This is a genomic window from Psychrobacter sp. 28M-43, assembly GCF_014770435.1.
GTDB lineage: Bacteria > Pseudomonadota > Gammaproteobacteria > Pseudomonadales > Moraxellaceae > Psychrobacter.
In genome coordinates this window covers 1,605,548-1,622,262 of record NZ_CP061739.1, presented here as the reverse complement: position 1 = coordinate 1,622,262, position 16,715 = coordinate 1,605,548, and the positions used below count along the sequence as shown (strand labels likewise).

Here is a 16,715-nt window from a genome sequence, read left to right as displayed (position 1 = left end):
AGATTAAGCATTAGCAGTTTTGGCTTGACGCGCTGCCGTAATTTGCATGATTTCACCCATGAGTTTGGGCATGTTTGCAGCGGCTTTTGGTCCTGCTTCTTTTAAACGCTTAAGGATGGCTAACTCTTCAGGCGGGGTGTCTTCGCTGGCACGTACCAATTTTGTGAAGCCGTCTAAGCGATTGTTAATCATCCATTCACGTAGCGCAGGCTCTTTTGACCAACGTATCTGATTCTGCATTTGTTTAACAAGGCCAACCAAAAAGTCCGTATCATGATTTGGGATTGGCACCACTTGGCATAGCTCATTTTTGACAGTTTCATCATCATAACTGGCTTCAATGTGGGCGATAAATGCGGCACTAAATACAGGCTGATAGGTACGTACGGTTTGTACCACCACAGTATCACCTTTGAACACATCGTACGTCTCTGTCACTGGTACTGCCCGTGCAGAGCAGTCGATATGCATGGTGTTGGGGGTGGTAGAAATGCTGTCCTCACCAAAGTAAATTTTGTCAGTATCTAAGCGAGTCACGCGCCCTTTACGCACAATATTTTTAACCCGGCGTAACTGCTTGAGCTCTTCACTGCTAATGGTAGCGCCATGGAACATTTGCGGGCGTACATTTGGATCAATACGCATTAATACGCCGCCTTTTTCTAAACGATTAAACAGGTCTTCGATGTTTTCTGCCTCAGCAATCGCTTCTGCCTGAGTGGCCTGTGCTCCAATAGTATGGGTGAAAAAATCACGAGAGGGTTGGGTGTTTTTACGATCGATCAGCCAAGCATCTCTTGGCATAATCCACGTGATATGGTCTGGATCAATTTGGTTTTCTAGTAGCCATAAAACCGCATCTATACCTGTTTTTCCGCCGCCGATAATCACGTAACCATCACGGAGTTTGGTTAGACTTGGCAAATCATTTAACGGGCCAAACTTAACATCTTCAGCAATCTCAAAGTTTGGGGTATGGGTTGCTGGTACTGAAGTTTTAAAATAAGTGCCATCAATGATTTTCTTATTGACCTTAACCTCATAGCTGGTATCAGACAGCAATGATGAAAACTTGCCGTCGCCTTTGTACTCACACATCGGGAAGTATTTCACGCGGCCACTTGGTAAAAACGTGTGCTTCATGACTTTATCAAAGTACGCCATGACTTCTGCGCCTGACGCCAGCTCGGACAAGCCTTTATTTAAACCAATTTTATCAATCATACCGCCGCAAAGCTCACGTGAGCTAACGCCATAAAAAGACGACGGCTGATGTAAGGTGACAAACGAATAGGCATCGTTCCAATGACCACCTGGCTTATGATGTTTATCGACGATAATAATATTAGCATCTGTTTCTGTGAGCAGCACATCAGCAAAAGCCATGCCCACCGCGCCACTACCAATGATTAGATAATCCGTTTCTAGCTGTTGAATACTCATAGCGTCCTTACTCTAAGTTGAGTTTCTATCAACACAATCAATTCATAATTGTTTGTGTATAACAGTGTTATATACTAGAATAACACTGTTATAATTGTCAAGACATAGTGAGAATCTAATGGATGCCAGAACCAAAATACTAAACGCCGCATCTGAGCTTTTCTTAGAAGGGGGCGGGGACGCCTTGAGCGTACGCGCTATATCCAAGCGGGCAGGACTGTCCACCATCGGTATATACAGTCACTTCCAAGGTAAGCAAGGCATACTAGATGCGCTGTACATAGAAGGATTTAATCTCGTCCGTGAAGCCATGGATGTCATTCCAGAGGGTAGAGCAAACAAAGAGCAAGTGCTAGAGGCGTGCCTAGGGTATCTCAATGTAGGCGAGAAATATGAGGCGCACTATCGGCTGATTTTTGGGGAATCTGATGCAGGATATCAGCCCTCAATCGAGGCCATTGCAGCAAGAGACAGCGCGTTTTCAAAATTGGTGCGGGTGGCAGGTTCTTATTTATCAGAAGAGGCTAGCGTGACGCAACGTCGGCAAATAGCGTTAGATATCTGGGCAATCGTACATGGGTACGTCAGTATCAGTCACCATGTGGTGTTCGCCGATGGACTGGAGCTAGACTGGAAGACGATGGCACTTCGTGTGGTTGAAGTACAGTTGGATGCTATAAAGTGTTCTTAATAACGATATTGGTATATTTGTAGCAGGTGAGTGCATGCTAGGCTGAGTTATTTCAATGTCGTAAGGTTTAAGGATAGAAAATTATGTTTGGCATCATAAAAGACTGGCGTGAACAGCGTATATTAGACAACAGCGAATTTACTCGAGCTAACTGGATGCAGGCGGCTGAGCGTATTGTGATACTCGATAGATTGAGTGTTGACGAGATGACACATTTATTTGAGCTAGCAACGTTATTTTTGGCTGATAAATCTATCACTGGTGCACAAGGTTTTGAGATTACCGATGCTGTCAGACAATCTATTGCACTACAAGCCTGTTTGCCTATCTTGAACTTAGGTCTTGACTGGTATGCTGGTTGGTCATCCATCATCATTTATCCTGGCTCGTACAAGAGTGCTAGCACCACGGTAGATGAATTTGGTATCGTTCACGAAGGCAGTCAACACCGTAGCGGGGAAGCATGGCTGCGAGGGCCTGTTATTCTTTCATGGAAAGATGCCAAGCACTCAGGCGAACGTGATGGACACAACGTTGTCATTCATGAATTTGTACATAAGCTCGATATGATGAACGGCCGCGCCAATGGTTTTCCACCGATGCAACCTGATATGGATCCTGCAAACTGGACACAGATTATGAGCCGCGATTTTGAAGATTTTCAAACACATCGCAAGTCAGGGCTTGATCGTTATGGCGCAACCAATCCTGCAGAATTTTTTGCCGTCCTCAGTGAGGTTTTTTTTGAAACGCCACAAAAGCTGGTTGATGCTTATCCAGATATTTATGAGATTATGGTGAAATTCTTTCGTCAGACGCCGTTATAAATGATATTTATAGAGATGGTGATAGTAAGCTGTATTTAATATAGCATAAGCATATTGCAATTGGGGAAGCTGAGGTGACTAACACTATAAGTGATAATGTGGCAAAAGTAGAAATTTATGAAAGTACTGATGGAAAGGTGCAAGTAGATGTACGTTTTGAGCAAGAGACTGTCTGGCTGTCACAAGCATAAATGACTGAGTTGTTTGGTCGTGATCAACCAGTCATTTTTCGTCATATCACCAATGCCATGAAAGATGAAGAAATCGCTAAAAAAAGCAATATGCAAATTCAGACTGTCCGGTGATTTTTTATGACTTAGATGTGATTATATCAGTCGGTTATCGCATCAAATCTCATGAAGGTGTGCAATTTAGACGTTGGGCAACGCAGCGCTTACGTGAATACTTGGTACAAGGCTATACGCTCAATCAACAGCGCTTCTATAAAAACTCAAGCGAGCTACAACAAGCGCTAAAATTAATCAAAAAACCGGCACAAAGTCCCGATCTTAAAACTAACAAAGCTTGTCATTAAAAACGATAACAAAAACCATGTAGCACAAGCTGCTGTATATATTTACTTGAATATATACAGCACTTATAACCAGATAGAGTAGGCTGCCCATTTAAACAAGTCTTATAGAAGTTGTCGGGCAATCGTTTTTCTACGCCTTAAACCGTCCATTGATCATTAATAATGGCCACCAGATATCGCTTGCCTTGATACTCATCAAATACCAAGCGCAAAACACGCCAGTCCATACCATCATACTCATCCGTGCCTTTATAATAAAATTCTACAACATCTGATGTTTGGTATATCTGTTTTAAGTTATTGATAGAGTTACCATTATTTTTGAATTCATTGACATTGATACTAGCACTATTGAATTTTTTGCCATCCACCCAAGTATCTAAATAAGTAGGCAGCGGCGTGACCAACAGATCGCCAGTACCGTCTTTTTCGCCCCAAGTAAATTGAATGTTGGACTGCTGTAAATACTGTGCAAATTGCCCACGACTAAAGACTTTATCTGACTTAGGCCGTACATAAGCGTACATCGAAAAACGAACGCCACGTGTTGGATGGATATCATTAGTGATTCGAGAAAAATCCTTATTTGCCAGTGCACGCTGTATACGTAACGCTTGCTGTCTAAGGGTTTGCTGACTGATATCAGCATTAATAGGTGTTGATGAACTACTGGTTGGCTGAGACACAATGGCTTCACTGGACTCAGAAGCAGACTGACAACCCGTAGCAGCTAGCGTGAGTAACAGAAGGCTGCTAGAGGCTAATGTCGCAGATTTTTCCTTAAAAAAAGCAGGTAATGTCATCATAAAATCATCCTTAGCACAGTTATTAGCGAAAGAAATATCACTATAAATTGTCATGGGAACCGGTAAAAAATACCATAAAAATGCTATGTAATAGATATTTTGGTAAGTAAACCTGAATGATACGATAATACAGCAGAGTCCGAATATAGGTGTGATGTAATAGTCGGTAACACTTATAGGACAAAAGCTCGCAGAGAATAAGATGCCAACATATAAATCGCTGATATTACTATTGACTATAGGACTGATGACTGTCGGTCACGCTATAGCGGATGTATCAACAGTCGATCAGAAACAAAATGCCATGGCTGATATAAAGATTGCGACTATCACGAAAATGTACCAACAAGATATTGATGACCAAGGCATGAGTAATCCTATAGTGCTGCAGCAATATGCTGATGCTGACTTGCAAGCAGCGATGCAACTTGAGCAAGAATATTTTGATAAAACTCAGACGTCCTGCAATATAGATTACGATGTACTTTGGAGTTCGCAAGATCCTGACTATACGCAAGACAAAAAGTTTTCAATAACTGACCAAGGATTGGTTCAGGTTAGCTTGGCACAAGGTAGCGATATTTATTATGAGCTGTCATGTGACGATAATGATAAAAATTGCCAAGTTGCAGATGTGGTTTTAGATCAGGCTGACAAAACTTTGCGTCAGCATTTGCTTGAAACTTGTCGTTAGTAAAAGTCTATAACTCAAACTCATATTAAATCTGCTCTAATGTATAAGAATGATATGGTATAAATGGTTTTTAGTCTAACTACTAAAACCGTTGGTTTGTTTTCGCATAATGTATATTATGTTAAATAAAGTATATTAAGTAGTAGGCTCAGGTCTTACTAACTATAGAATCATGACGATCATGCATTTCTGATACTGCTAGGTATAAACACCCTACTAAACTGTTTAGCTCTCGCCAACTAACTCTGTCCTGTTAATTAAACCGAATCTTTTGAATGATAGTTCACGCTTGATCAGTTTTACTTCTAAGCATCTCTCACAAACATATTATTACATTGGTCACCTAACGATTTATTAGGCGTTGAGATTTGAATGCTCTATATGATTGGCCATTAATATTCTATGCTTCGATAAAATACTAATGGCTACGTCCAAATATGTTCTTATCTTTTTATTCGAGATGATCATGGCTGCTCGTCTACGATAGTTTATTTATTACCTATGTCCGCTGGTTAAATTCTTAATATAGAAAAGCTGTGATAACCATCGTTTGTATGGTTAGATATCCTCTAATATCACCAACCCAGATTAAATTGCAAAAACTCAGCCAAACGATATAACTCCTTCGAATATTTCTAATCTTATCTAGCCTTCAATCACTATGCCCAAGTCATCACGTATAACCTTTCAAATTTAACTCATAGACAGATTGTTAAATAATTAGAACTGACGCTGTTTTCTTTTGCGTAGCGATAAATTTTATCTACCCACAAAAAGCCATCCTCTGTTTATTGTTATCAAGCCATTTTTGAAATGAATAAGCTATCTATTGATATTTTTTAAAATATTTGGTCTTTCGTTATGTATTTCTTATATACCTCTCAAAATTGGTGCATTCTAAATTTGCACAGGACAGCACTATGACCCTGATTTTTATATTCTGTGCGAGTACAGGAGCATGTATTTTGTAGAGAATATGCTCAACTCCTTGCCGAATCAATCATGGACACCATAATCGCATTTAACTATGTATCGAAATAACTGGTAGAAATGCCGTGTAACCCATTCAGCGTATGGCCTACTCACTATTTGGCCACTATGTTATAATTATCCCCAAGGTTCACTTGGGGATAATTAAGTGTTAAAACTATTACTCTATAAGATTTTACTAAAAACACTAATGAATACCAGTGTCCATGACAGTGTCCAATACTTCTATGTTTTTCTACAGAAGAGACTTTTTATAAGTCATCAATCATAAACCTATCATTAACCTTAATTATCATATTACGGATATACATTATGGCTATCGACACTGCAAACGATATCAATAAGCTCGAATGCCGAGACAAAGATTATTCTGTCAGTGTCTCAGGTGTGGCTGGCCTAAGTCTGCGTATTTATCCAAATGGCAAAAAGGAATACTACTTACGTTATTCCCATCCGCATATCGAGGGCAAACGCCCTAGGATGATGTTGGGTAAGATTGAGGATGTCAGTCTCCATGAGGTTAAGTATAAAGCAGACACCATTCTTGATATGGTTGCCAAAGGCTCTGACCCTAAAGCTATCCAGCAAAAAGAACAAACCAATAAATATACTCACCTAAAAAACGCACCATTTTCTGAGATTGCAAAAGCATGGCGAGATCACAAAACATCAGGTCGCCAACAAGGCAAATCTAAAAAACCATCATTTAGTGAGTCGACCCTTAAGTTTTGGGATTTATGTCTCGGATACATGTGTCGTGAAATTGGCGACTTGAGAATGAACGATATCACCAGTGAGATAATACTAAGCGTGTGTGAGTCGATTCAAAACAATGAAAATCAAGCAACTTTCGTTGGTGCTAGCACTCGTTTGTATACTGAAAAGGTATTTTCATTCGCTGTTGCTCGAGGGTTGTGCGATAGAAATGTGGCAATTGATACCCGTGGTGAGCTTGCACCTGCCAATTCAGGCAATCACTTGCCAGCCATCACCAAACCAGATCAATTTGCGACTCTCTTAAAGGATATGTCCACTTTTAAAGGTGCAAGTAAGATTACATTAGAGGCAATGAACTTATTACCTTATGTGTTTGTACGTAGTATCGATCTGCGCTCGATGCGTTGGGATGACATCGATTGGGATACTAATACATGGGCATTCTCCCCGACCAAAGGCGAAGGTCGTGACGATATGGTCTCGCACTTAGTTGTTCCTTTGGCCACGCAAGTGATTTCTCGATTACGAAACATTCAGTCAATTACAGGGCATAAAGAGCATGTATTTGCGTCGATGCGCGGTTCAAGCAATGCTTATATTAGTAAAGCGACGTTGGTACAGATATTCCACCGGCTTGGATACAAAGATGTGCAGTGTGCGCATGGATTTCGAGCATCCGCTAAAACTTTGCTCATGGAACAGCCTGAGCTACGCTATTCTGACATCCTCACAGAGTTACAGCTAGGTCACAGGATAAAAGACACACATGGCGGAGCTTATAACAGACTTGATGAAATCGATACTAGGGTACAGATGATGCAAGATTGGGCAGATTATATAGATAATCTTCGGAGTCGTTAGAGAAATAATCTAAATAAGTTTTGTCTAATAACTGCTGAAGAACAGACTTCGCCATATATTAGTAATAGTGTCATAAAGGTTAATTAGCAAAAAAAGTTGCTATCAACATCAAGCAGGCCTCACCTATTTATGTTAAATTGCAAAAAACCATAAGGATATTATGTATAAGATAACCATAGTATTGTATCCACTCATTTGATAGGAAGGTTGAAGATGACACTAGATAACAACGTACTACGTAAACGCACCAGCTTGTTGGGTTCATTATTAGGCGATGCTATTTCTCGCCAATCTGGTGAGCAGACGCTAGATACGATTGAGACGCTGCGCAAAGGCTTTATTCAACAGCGCCGTGAGCCGAATGAGGCGCATAAACAGCAGCTTATCGATTTTATTGCTTCTTTAGACAATCAAACCTTAAAAAACGTCATACGCGGCTTTTCTATCTATTTTTTCCTAGCCAATCTAAGCGAAGAGAATTACTTGCGTGAGCAGCGTCATGCGCAGCGTATGCAGTCTGAGCAAAGCTGGGAAGGATCATTTCGTCGTACCTTACTTGAGTGTCGTGAACGCAATATCGAGCCCGCTCAAATGCAAGAGCTGATTGATCAGCTAAAGTTTACACCTGTATTTACGGCGCATCCTACCGAAGCGCGCCGCCGTACTACGATGAATATCTTACAAAGTCTATTCACGCATAGCGACGCTTTAAATAACGTGTCTGAAAACAGCTTCGCCTACGAGCAAGCTAAAGAACAAACTGCGCAAACGATTGATCTATTATGGTCGTCTGACGAAGTGCGCACCCGCAAGCCATTGGTATATGACGAGATTAATAACGGTCTGCATTACTTTAATGCCAGTTTGTTCAATGCCATTCCTAAAGTGTATCGTAATATCAAAAAAGCCATTGTCGATATCTATCCAGAGCTCACAGACTATCCACTGCCTGCATTTATGAGCTTTGGTTCATGGATTGGTGGTGATAGAGATGGCAATCCTTTTGTGACTTTTGAGACCACAGAGCTTGCCGTATTGATGCATGCTGATACCGTGCTGCGTCACTATCAAGTGCTACTCAAAAAACTGCGCCGACAGCTGATTCATAGTGACACTATTGTCACCGTTTCACCTGACGTATATGCCAAGATCAAAAGTTATGATGAGCTCGATCAGCGTGTGTTTGACTATAACCTCGATGACTATAGCAATGAGCCATATCGTCGACTACTCTCTATTATTCTGACTAAAGTCAAAGCCACCAATCGCCGCATCCAAAGCAAAGGCACGGACATCGAAGCTGAAAAAGATGCCTATGCCAATCCAGAAGAATTACTAGAAGACCTGCGCATTATCCGTCAAAGTGTCAATACACACGATACGGCACACGCAGAAGGATTACTGCTAGATGTGATTCGTTTGGTCAAAACTTGCGGCTTTCATTTGGCAGCGCTCGATATCCGTCAAGAGTCGTCATACCATGGCGAAGTGATTGCAGATATCTTTGCTAGTGCCTCCAACCTGCCTGATTATCAGACGCTAAGCGAAACCGAACGTCAAGAGTGGTTGACGCGCTTGCTAGAAAAACCAGGCACGCCGCTTATCTATACTGATAACCTGACAGACAAAACGCGTGAGCAATTGTCACTGATGAATTCGGTCGCTACTCTACGCAAACTGGTGGGACAGGCTACTTTTGGTAGCTATGTGATCTCGATGACCAATAATGCTAGCCAGCTACTAGAAGTATTGCTGCTCATGCGGTTTGCAGGCTTATGCAGAATTGATGACGAAGGCCAGTTGTCTGCTGATTTGCCAGTTGCGCCGTTGTTTGAGACCATCGAAGATCTCAAAAATATCGATAAAATCTTGCCTGCCGTATTAGACAATCCACTGTATCGTGGACTGCTACGGAACACGAACAACACGCAAGAGATTATGCTAGGTTATTCGGACTCATCAAAAGACGGCGGTATTATCACTTCAGCATGGCAACTTTATAGTGCACAGCAAACCATTAATAACATTGCTGAACAATATGGTATAAAAACACGCTTGTTCCATGGTCGTGGCGGTTCTGTGAGCCGTGGTGGTGGATCAACGCACAAAGCCATTGCGGCACAGCCAGCAGGCACGCTGCATGGGCAGATTAAGGTAACTGAGCAAGGCGAAGTGCTCTATGCCAAGTATGCCAATACAGATACCGCTGTATTTGAGCTGACCATGGCGATTACGGGTACACTCAAAGCCTGCTCAACAAGGTTTGTGGTACAACCGACTGAGTTGCCAGAGTATGAAGCGCTGTTTGCACGCTTAGCAGACGCAGGTGAGCAACGCTATCGCGAGCTGACTGATCATACCGAAGGGTTTTATAAATTCTACTCCGAGGTCACCCCTGTACAAGAAATCTCGTTATTAAACATTGGCTCACGTCCAGCCCATCGCAAAAAAGGTCTGCCAAGTAAGACCACCTTGCGAGCGATTCCTTGGGTGTTTGGCTGGTCGTTAGCACGCTTTACCCTGCCTGCTTGGTATGGCGTCGGTAGTGCGCTAGATAGCGTCAAAAAAGACGAAACATTGATGAAAGAGATGAATAAGCACTGGCCGTTTTTTAGCGTATTTATCAGTAATATCGAGATGGCCTTTACCAAAGCCAATATGAATATTGCAGAGGCCTATAGCCAACTATGTGACGATGAGCCTTTACGCGAAAAAATCATGACAGCGGTCACCGATGAACACACGCTGACCAATTCAGGATTAAACTCTCTGCTTGAGCAAGACTCTTTATTGTCCAATCAGCAAAACCTTGCTTCATCCCTGCAATGGCGAGATGCTTATCTAGACCCGATTAACTATATCCAAATCGAGCTATTAAAGCGTGCTAGACAACAGGACACCCTGAACGATTCGGCACATGGCGACCTTAATGTAGAAGATCCATTAATCCGTAGTATCAATGCGCTAGCTGCAGGGTTACGAAATACTGGTTAGGGTAGCTTTTCGATAATTAGCTTTCGGTTAAATAAAAAGCTTATACCAATTGTCGCAAATATTAAGGCTTCGTTCGCGAAGCCTTAATATTATTCAAAACCCTTCAAAAAATATCTCGCCAGGTATCAATCGCAGTTTAGTACTGCGTTGATTGATATTACCTATTAGGTGATTCGTAATTCATTGTTTGAATAACCGATCCGAACAAGATACCGTAAAATACATTTTTACTTCATGTATATGTAGGGTCTGCTCCAATGGAAACGCCTCAAGCAACACCATCTCTAGACGTATTAGTAGCAAATAACTATCAAATAGAATCCGTTGCGCTTATTGACCGCGCCATTCAAATACGCTGGAATGATGGTATCGACAGTACGTATCACTATATCTGGCTGCGTGATAACTGCCCATCGGCTTTTCATCCGAACACTGGCGAGCGTAGCTTTGATTTGCTGAGTGTCTCAAAAGATATCCATCCATTCTCCATCTCTTTTGATGATACAACGCTAACGATTGAATGGTCAGAACAAGCGCATATTAGCCACTTTGAACAAAGCTGGTTACATGAGTTTGGGTATTCTAGTGCATTGGCCAAGGACCATAGCAGTCCTTATGAAAGTTGGGATGGCACGTTTATTGACCACATTCCGATGTATGACCAGCAGAGCATCATGACCAGTGACAGCGCTTTATATGAGTGGATGAGTGCGCTGGATAAATATGGGCTTACTATCATTGATAATATGCCAGATGACGCTGATGCGGGTGTGCAGACAGCAATGCGAGTTGATTATCTGCGGCAGACCAATTTCGGTATGACCTTTGATGTCATATCAGAAAAATCACCAATCAATTTGGCGTATACCTCGCTCTCATTACCTTTGCACACCGACTTGCCAAATCAGGAATTGCCTCCAGGCTATCAATTTTTGCATTTTTTGAGTAATGAAAGCATAGGCGGCGAATCTACTTTCGTGGATGGATTAAAGGTGTTAGAAGGGTTGCGAAAAGAGCAGCCTGAGTATTTTCGCTTGCTTGCCGAATATGCCATCCCCTTTCGTTTTCATGACACTGCCCATGATATCCGTGAGCACCATCCCGTCATCAATTTAGACAACTTTGGCAATATTGTCGAAATCAAATACAACGCGCATCTTGCAGATGTTTTTGATTTGCCAAGTGATGTTATGTACGACTACTACCTTGCTTATCGAGAGCTGATGGCTCGATTAAAAGACAGTCGCTATAAGATTGAGTTAAAACTAGCGGCTGGTCAAATGGTGGTTTTTGATAACCGCCGAGTCCTGCATGGGCGTAACGCATTTGATGAAAACGTCGGTGAGCGTCGTCTCAAAGGCTGTTATGTTGACCGCTCAGAATTTAAAAGCCGTTTACGAACGCTTAAAAAGCAACTGGCTTAACACGACCCGCAAGCTAGCTAAAGCATGGAGCACTAAGCCCATAAAAAAGCCCCATTACTCTTCTCTCATGTTTAGAGAGGAGAAATGGGGCTTAATATTATTCACTTACTGACTTATAGCTATCAACATAACATAGCGCTAATAGCAGCCCTAATAACTGGATTCACGATATAAGGTTTTATGTGCTTCTATCCTAAAGTCTGCAGCGCTGACAGCAGGCGTTATACCATGTGCACTGTACTTAGCTTGTATGATCTTTTCTTCCTCACGAAATAGCACATTTTGCGCTTCTTGCTTGAAGTCATGATAGCTAATGGCGGTGTCATCTTCATGACCGTCAATAACTATAGGTCTGCTAGGTTGATTTTGGCTATCCGAATGCTGTTGTACAGTCTGATTAGCATTAGCTTCTTTAGTAATATTGCTGACTGCTAAACCGTTATTAGTCGTCGACGCTTGAGATAGCGTGGAAGAGATACGGTTAGACATATAGAAGGCAGATATTAGAACAATACAGATGACACTGATAATAGCAAGAACAAGACTACGGGGTCTGATGCTTTTTGGCTCGATATCATTATTCACGTTTTCTGAGTCGTTCATAGTTACGTACCATATAATTCATATCATCAATGGCACAGAACCATGCCTTTTACATAATGATACGAATTTTATATTGTGTTGCAACAATTTCTAGTACGAACGCCTCGAATAAATTGATAGACGGTTATCTAACTGTCTGAAATGGTATAAAACGTAAACCATTTAATCATTGGTTTCGCGGTACAAGGTAGTCTGCGACTCTTGTCTAAAATCTTCATAAGTTATGGCAGCTTCTTCAGTAGCTATAACTGCGGCATCATTCTCTGATGTAGGAGCTTCAGAAGTTGACACTGATTCACTAACAGCTGGCAGGTCCTGTCTATTGTTGTCCAAAGTATCTTGCTGAGTAATGGCTGGTTGCGTACTTACAGGGTCAACGCCATCCGTAGTTGTTTGACTGTCAGTAGACAGTACTGGATCAGCACTAACAGCTGGTGTACTGTCTGTCTCTACATTACCATCAGTGCTGTTGTCTATACTATCAACCGCAGAAGTAGATAAGACTCCTGAAAATACAAGCATTAATGCAATAGCAACCAATACGATTAAACCAATCGCCATAGCCATCATGAGAGATTTCTTGCTTTTGATCACTTTATTGTCTATGACTGGCTCTTCGATAGCTGATTCAGACACATTCTCGATGTTTAAAGGGATGTTTAAAGAATCATCATCTGATATCTCAGTTATGACAGATTCACTATGGTCAATCGTAGAGGGTGACTCTGTTTGATTACTACTATCTATATTGTTGCGATCTATATATTCTGAGGCCTCTGTATCTGAACTGACATCATTGACATCGATACTAATACTGTCGCTATCGTTAGCTATACTCAACACATTATTTTCAGATAAATTTTCAAATACTGTACTTGTATTTGAGGCTTTAGAGGGAATGTTTGCTACTGTAGCATCTTCTGTTTCTAGTAATAACTCTTGCTCACTGCTTTGATCTTCAAAAAGCTGCAACTCTTCTGTGCTCAAGGGTTCGAAAGCGGCAAGGTTCTTTGCACTTTCTAGTGTTTCAAACGCAGCCTGATCGTTCTCTTCAGAACCATGGACTCGATTAATAAAGCGTTCATAGATGTCGTTGTTATTACGCTTACGCGACTTTTGGTCAATAATTCTAGCCAATTTTTCATCAAAATCGGTGCCAGCGTCTTTTTTTTCGTCGCTCATAGAATAATACCAAACCAGTTTTTCTACTGGTGTTAAATGATTGCTAGAATGAATTTTCTTACTATAGTGTAACAGTGTTATTAGCCAACAATATAGTTGCTCGACCTATTATCTTCAAGCACAATTTATGGGATAGCGCTAATATTGATAAGAACTATTCTAAATAATATGATAAACCAATCTTAAGAACTGTTCTATGTATAGATAGCATAGACTATGACAGGCTCAATAGTATGGATTTAAAACAGCTCAATGCATTTATCGCGGTTGCCGATTTGCGCAGCTTTAGCGCTGCCGCCACCAAAACAGGACTGTCACAGCCGAGCCTGAGTCGCTTGCTAAAACAGTTAGAGACTGACATGGGCGTGGTGCTTATTGATCGCTACCACAGGCCACTACATCTGACTGAAGCGGGCAGTTTTTTCTACGATAAAATAAGCACTATCCTGACCGAGATTGATACGGTGACCAGTATGACTCAGCGTCTATCAGCACCAAGCAGCGTTTTAAATATAGGTTTTGTGCCTTCAGTGCTATATGGCCTACTGCCTGAAATCATTGCCACGCTTAAACAGTTCAGCCCTGATATCGACGTTAATTTAAAAGACATCAGCTCATATCAACAAATAGATGCACTCAAGTCTGGTGAGATTGATATTGGCTTTGGCCGATTTGCCCATCAAGATCCATGGATTCAGCAGATTCTGCTACGTCATGAACGCTACGTGGTGGCATTACCAAAATCACACCCGCTTGCCAATGTACGTAAGCAACGCTTGATAGACCTAGCGAACAATCGCTTAATTTTATATCATCAAACACATTTGCCAGTATCGTCCACGGTGACGACAGAAACAGCGACCCAAGCAAACGACAAGCTGTCTACAAGTAGAGTCAACCGTGCTGCTACTCACGAAGCAGCATCTAGCGAGCCTATTACTGAGCCTTTATTACATCTTTTTGCCCAGTATGGCATCTCACCTTTTATGACCACGACAGTCAGTGATTTGCAGGTAGCATTGGGACTGGTCGCGGCAGGAGAAGGTATTACATTGGTGCCTGCCAGCTTGCAAACCGTACGTACGGAACAGATCAGCTACCAACGTTTGGTTCATGAAAATGTCACCTCCCCTATTTATTTACACACCCTCAAAGACTTTGTACACCCAAAAATACCTGACTTGCTCACAGCCATTTATCACGTCTATGAACAGCGCGGCATTACTTATCGGCAGCAAAATTTTGTGTCACAGGCCTAAATGGGCAGATATCCGTTGAATATTGTGTTATAAAGAACCGCCAAAAATAATTCATTTTAAATATTGATATTATTTTATAAGTATGCTAACTAACAAGAATAGCAATGCAAACAAATAGTAATAATAACTAGAATAATCATTCTCCTAGACAGTGTTGGTGTGATAAAGTCGATACGATGTAAATCGTTTTATATTTAGACGGTTTATAGGACGTTCTTTTCTGATCATTGGCAAGCTGACACAGGTAAGTGATAATTTGCTGTTTTAACCATTTCGAGGTATTCATGTCCACACAACAACTCAACAACCCAAGTGCCCCTGACGATAGCGTTGCCTCGCAACAAGAGGGCTTTAGCTGGCGCATCTTTGGTCCAGGTATTTTGATGGCGACTGCTGCCATTGGTGGTTCGCATTTGATTTCATCAACACAGGCCGGCGCTATCTATGGCTGGCAACTGGCCATTATGATTGTATTAGCCAACGTGTTTAAGTATCCGTTTTTTCGCTTTGCAACTGACTACGTCTACGATACTGGCGAGAGTTTGATTGCAGGCTATGCCAAACGCTCAAAGGTATATCTTTGGGTATATTTTATTCTTTCTATCTTGTCAGCGGTTATTAGTACGGGTGCGGTTTCACTTATTGCTGCCGTAATTTTGGGCTTTATGTTGCCAGCCTCACTTGGTCTGTCGACAATGGCGTTATCTCTCATTATCGTCGCGGTCTCTTGGTTCTTTTTGATTGCAGGGCATTACAAGTTGCTCGATGGTGTGACTAAGTGGATTATGATTGCGCTTACCACGGCAACCGTTGCTGCAGTTATCATTGCTGCTGGCAAGCCAACCGTTATGGCAGTAGATTTTGTGGCGGCCTCTCCTTGGAATTTAGCCACGTTGGGCTTCATCGTAGCACTCATGGGCTGGATGCCAGCACCGCTAGAGTTTGCAGCGATTACCTCTATGTGGACCTCTGCCAAAGTCAAAGCAGATCACACCACGCATAGCCAAGGCTTGTTAGATTTTAACGTTGGCTATGCAGTTTCAGCGATATTGGCGTTGTTCTTCTTATCGTTAGGTGTGTTTGTCCAGTACGGATCAGGACAAGATATTGAATTGGTCGGCGGTGCTTATATCAACCAGTTAATCAATATGTATACCGCAACCATTGGTGAATGGTCGAGATTGCTGGTCGCTTTCGTCGCCTTTATGTGTATGTTTGGCACGACCATCACCTGTGCTGATGGCTATGGACGCGCTAATGCTGAATGCTGGCGCCTGCTAAAAGGTGAAAGCGAAATCAATAAAAAGCAAATCGCTTTTTGGACGACCTATGCCATCGGTGGTGGTCTAGTAATTATCACTTTCTTCACAGGACAACTAGGCGCTATGCTTAAGTTTGCCATGATATCGGCGTTCGTCTCTGCGCCTATTTTTGGTTGGTTAAACTACTCATTGGTTAAAAAGCATAAGAAACTGTCAGCAGGTATGAATGCTCTGTCTATCGCGGGCTTGATATTCTTGGCAGGTTTCGCATTATTGTTCTTGGCCAATATGGCAGGTTTATTTGCTTAAGCTTTTGCTTAATTTAAAACTCAGCACTTAACAATCTTATTCAAGCAAAACATAAGCCCTGATAGCCTAGCTGTTGGGGCTTTTTAATGAGTGTAATTATATCAATAAGGCAAGGCAG

The 16,715-nt window shown here is 41.7% G+C and carries 13 protein-coding genes; 9 read left to right on the top strand and 4 right to left on the bottom strand.

Going from position 1 to position 16,715, the window contains the following annotated elements:
• Positions 1–3 precede the first annotated feature (3 nt).
• The gene (locus IEE84_RS06825) at positions 4–1,443 is read right to left on the bottom strand and encodes an NAD(P)-binding protein (RefSeq protein ID WP_191113606.1); all 1,440 of its coding nucleotides are present in this window, start codon (positions 1,441–1,443) and stop codon (positions 4–6) included.
• A 118-nt stretch (positions 1,444–1,561) separates the two neighbouring features.
• On the opposite strand from IEE84_RS06825, the gene IEE84_RS06820 reads away from it, so the two are divergent.
• The 3 genes from IEE84_RS06820 to rhuM all read left to right on the top strand — a co-directional run bounded on the left by IEE84_RS06820 (position 1,562) and on the right by rhuM (position 3,496).
• Positions 1,562–2,134 (top strand): TetR/AcrR family transcriptional regulator, encoded by a 573-nt coding sequence (locus IEE84_RS06820; protein ID WP_191113605.1) that lies wholly within the window; start codon positions 1,562–1,564, stop codon positions 2,132–2,134.
• A gap of 83 nt (positions 2,135–2,217) precedes the next feature.
• Complete coding sequence (locus IEE84_RS06815; RefSeq protein WP_191113604.1) at positions 2,218–2,961, top strand: M90 family metallopeptidase; 744 nt, start codon at positions 2,218–2,220, stop codon at positions 2,959–2,961.
• Between the two features lie 322 nt (positions 2,962–3,283).
• Entirely contained in the window at positions 3,284–3,496 is a 213-nt protein-coding gene (rhuM, locus tag IEE84_RS13110; RefSeq protein WP_267442783.1) for a RhuM family protein, read from the top strand.
• A gap of 137 nt (positions 3,497–3,633) precedes the next feature.
• Here rhuM and IEE84_RS06805 read toward each other — a convergent pair whose 3' ends face one another.
• Positions 3,634–4,302, bottom strand: a complete 669-nt coding sequence (locus IEE84_RS06805; protein ID WP_191113603.1) for a hypothetical protein — start codon at positions 4,300–4,302, stop codon at positions 3,634–3,636.
• Between the two features lie 202 nt (positions 4,303–4,504).
• On the opposite strand from IEE84_RS06805, the gene IEE84_RS06800 reads away from it, so the two are divergent.
• From IEE84_RS06800 to IEE84_RS06785, 4 genes are all read left to right on the top strand, one after another.
• A complete protein-coding gene (locus IEE84_RS06800) occupies positions 4,505–4,996 on the top strand; it encodes a hypothetical protein (RefSeq protein ID WP_224737668.1) in 492 nt (163 codons plus the stop codon).
• Positions 4,997–6,298: 1,302 nt separating this feature from the next.
• Positions 6,299–7,564, top strand: coding sequence for a tyrosine-type recombinase/integrase (locus tag IEE84_RS06795; RefSeq protein ID WP_191113602.1), 1,266 nt, complete (start codon positions 6,299–6,301; stop codon positions 7,562–7,564).
• A gap of 213 nt (positions 7,565–7,777) precedes the next feature.
• On the top strand, positions 7,778–10,558 hold the full coding sequence (gene ppc / locus IEE84_RS06790; protein WP_191113601.1) for a phosphoenolpyruvate carboxylase: 2,781 nt from the start codon (positions 7,778–7,780) through the stop codon (positions 10,556–10,558).
• Positions 10,559–10,815: 257 nt separating this feature from the next.
• Positions 10,816–11,982: a TauD/TfdA family dioxygenase gene (locus tag IEE84_RS06785; protein ID WP_191113600.1), complete on the top strand. Its 1,167-nt coding sequence runs from the start codon at positions 10,816–10,818 to the stop codon at positions 11,980–11,982.
• A 150-nt stretch (positions 11,983–12,132) separates the two neighbouring features.
• On the opposite strand, the gene IEE84_RS06780 is transcribed toward IEE84_RS06785, so the two are convergent.
• Positions 12,133–12,585: a hypothetical protein gene (locus IEE84_RS06780; protein WP_191113599.1), complete on the bottom strand. Its 453-nt coding sequence runs from the start codon at positions 12,583–12,585 to the stop codon at positions 12,133–12,135.
• Positions 12,586–12,747: 162 nt separating this feature from the next.
• Positions 12,748–13,767 (bottom strand): hypothetical protein, encoded by a 1,020-nt coding sequence (locus IEE84_RS06775; RefSeq protein WP_191113598.1) that lies wholly within the window; start codon positions 13,765–13,767, stop codon positions 12,748–12,750.
• 233 nt (positions 13,768–14,000) lie between these two features.
• Here IEE84_RS06775 and IEE84_RS06770 point away from each other — a divergent pair, with 233 nt between their 5' ends.
• Both IEE84_RS06770 and IEE84_RS06765 read left to right on the top strand, forming a co-directional pair.
• Positions 14,001–15,026 carry a LysR family transcriptional regulator gene (locus IEE84_RS06770; RefSeq protein WP_191113597.1) on the top strand — a complete coding sequence of 342 codons (1,026 nt, stop codon included), beginning with the start codon at positions 14,001–14,003 and terminating at the stop codon, positions 15,024–15,026.
• 284 nt (positions 15,027–15,310) lie between these two features.
• Positions 15,311–16,597 carry an NRAMP family divalent metal transporter gene (locus IEE84_RS06765; protein WP_416383465.1) on the top strand — a complete coding sequence of 429 codons (1,287 nt, stop codon included), beginning with the start codon at positions 15,311–15,313 and terminating at the stop codon, positions 16,595–16,597.
• Positions 16,598–16,715: the final 118 nt, after the last annotated feature.

Coding starts and splice junctions, on each gene's coding strand:
- IEE84_RS06765 (WP_416383465.1), top strand. CDS start 15,311: ATGTCCACACAACAACTCAACAACCCAAGTGCCCCTGACGATAGCGTT.
- IEE84_RS06805 (WP_191113603.1), bottom strand. CDS start 4,302: ATGATGACATTACCTGCTTTTTTTAAGGAAAAATCTGCGACATTAGCC.
- IEE84_RS06800 (WP_224737668.1), top strand. CDS start 4,505: ATGCCAACATATAAATCGCTGATATTACTATTGACTATAGGACTGATG.
- IEE84_RS06770 (WP_191113597.1), top strand. CDS start 14,001: ATGGATTTAAAACAGCTCAATGCATTTATCGCGGTTGCCGATTTGCGC.
- IEE84_RS06775 (WP_191113598.1), bottom strand. CDS start 13,767: ATGAGCGACGAAAAAAAAGACGCTGGCACCGATTTTGATGAAAAATTG.
- IEE84_RS06780 (WP_191113599.1), bottom strand. CDS start 12,585: ATGAACGACTCAGAAAACGTGAATAATGATATCGAGCCAAAAAGCATC.
- IEE84_RS06825 (WP_191113606.1), bottom strand. CDS start 1,443: ATGAGTATTCAACAGCTAGAAACGGATTATCTAATCATTGGTAGTGGC.
- IEE84_RS06785 (WP_191113600.1), top strand. CDS start 10,816: ATGGAAACGCCTCAAGCAACACCATCTCTAGACGTATTAGTAGCAAAT.
- ppc (WP_191113601.1), top strand. CDS start 7,778: ATGACACTAGATAACAACGTACTACGTAAACGCACCAGCTTGTTGGGT.
- IEE84_RS06815 (WP_191113604.1), top strand. CDS start 2,218: ATGTTTGGCATCATAAAAGACTGGCGTGAACAGCGTATATTAGACAAC.
- IEE84_RS06795 (WP_191113602.1), top strand. CDS start 6,299: ATGGCTATCGACACTGCAAACGATATCAATAAGCTCGAATGCCGAGAC.
- IEE84_RS06820 (WP_191113605.1), top strand. CDS start 1,562: ATGGATGCCAGAACCAAAATACTAAACGCCGCATCTGAGCTTTTCTTA.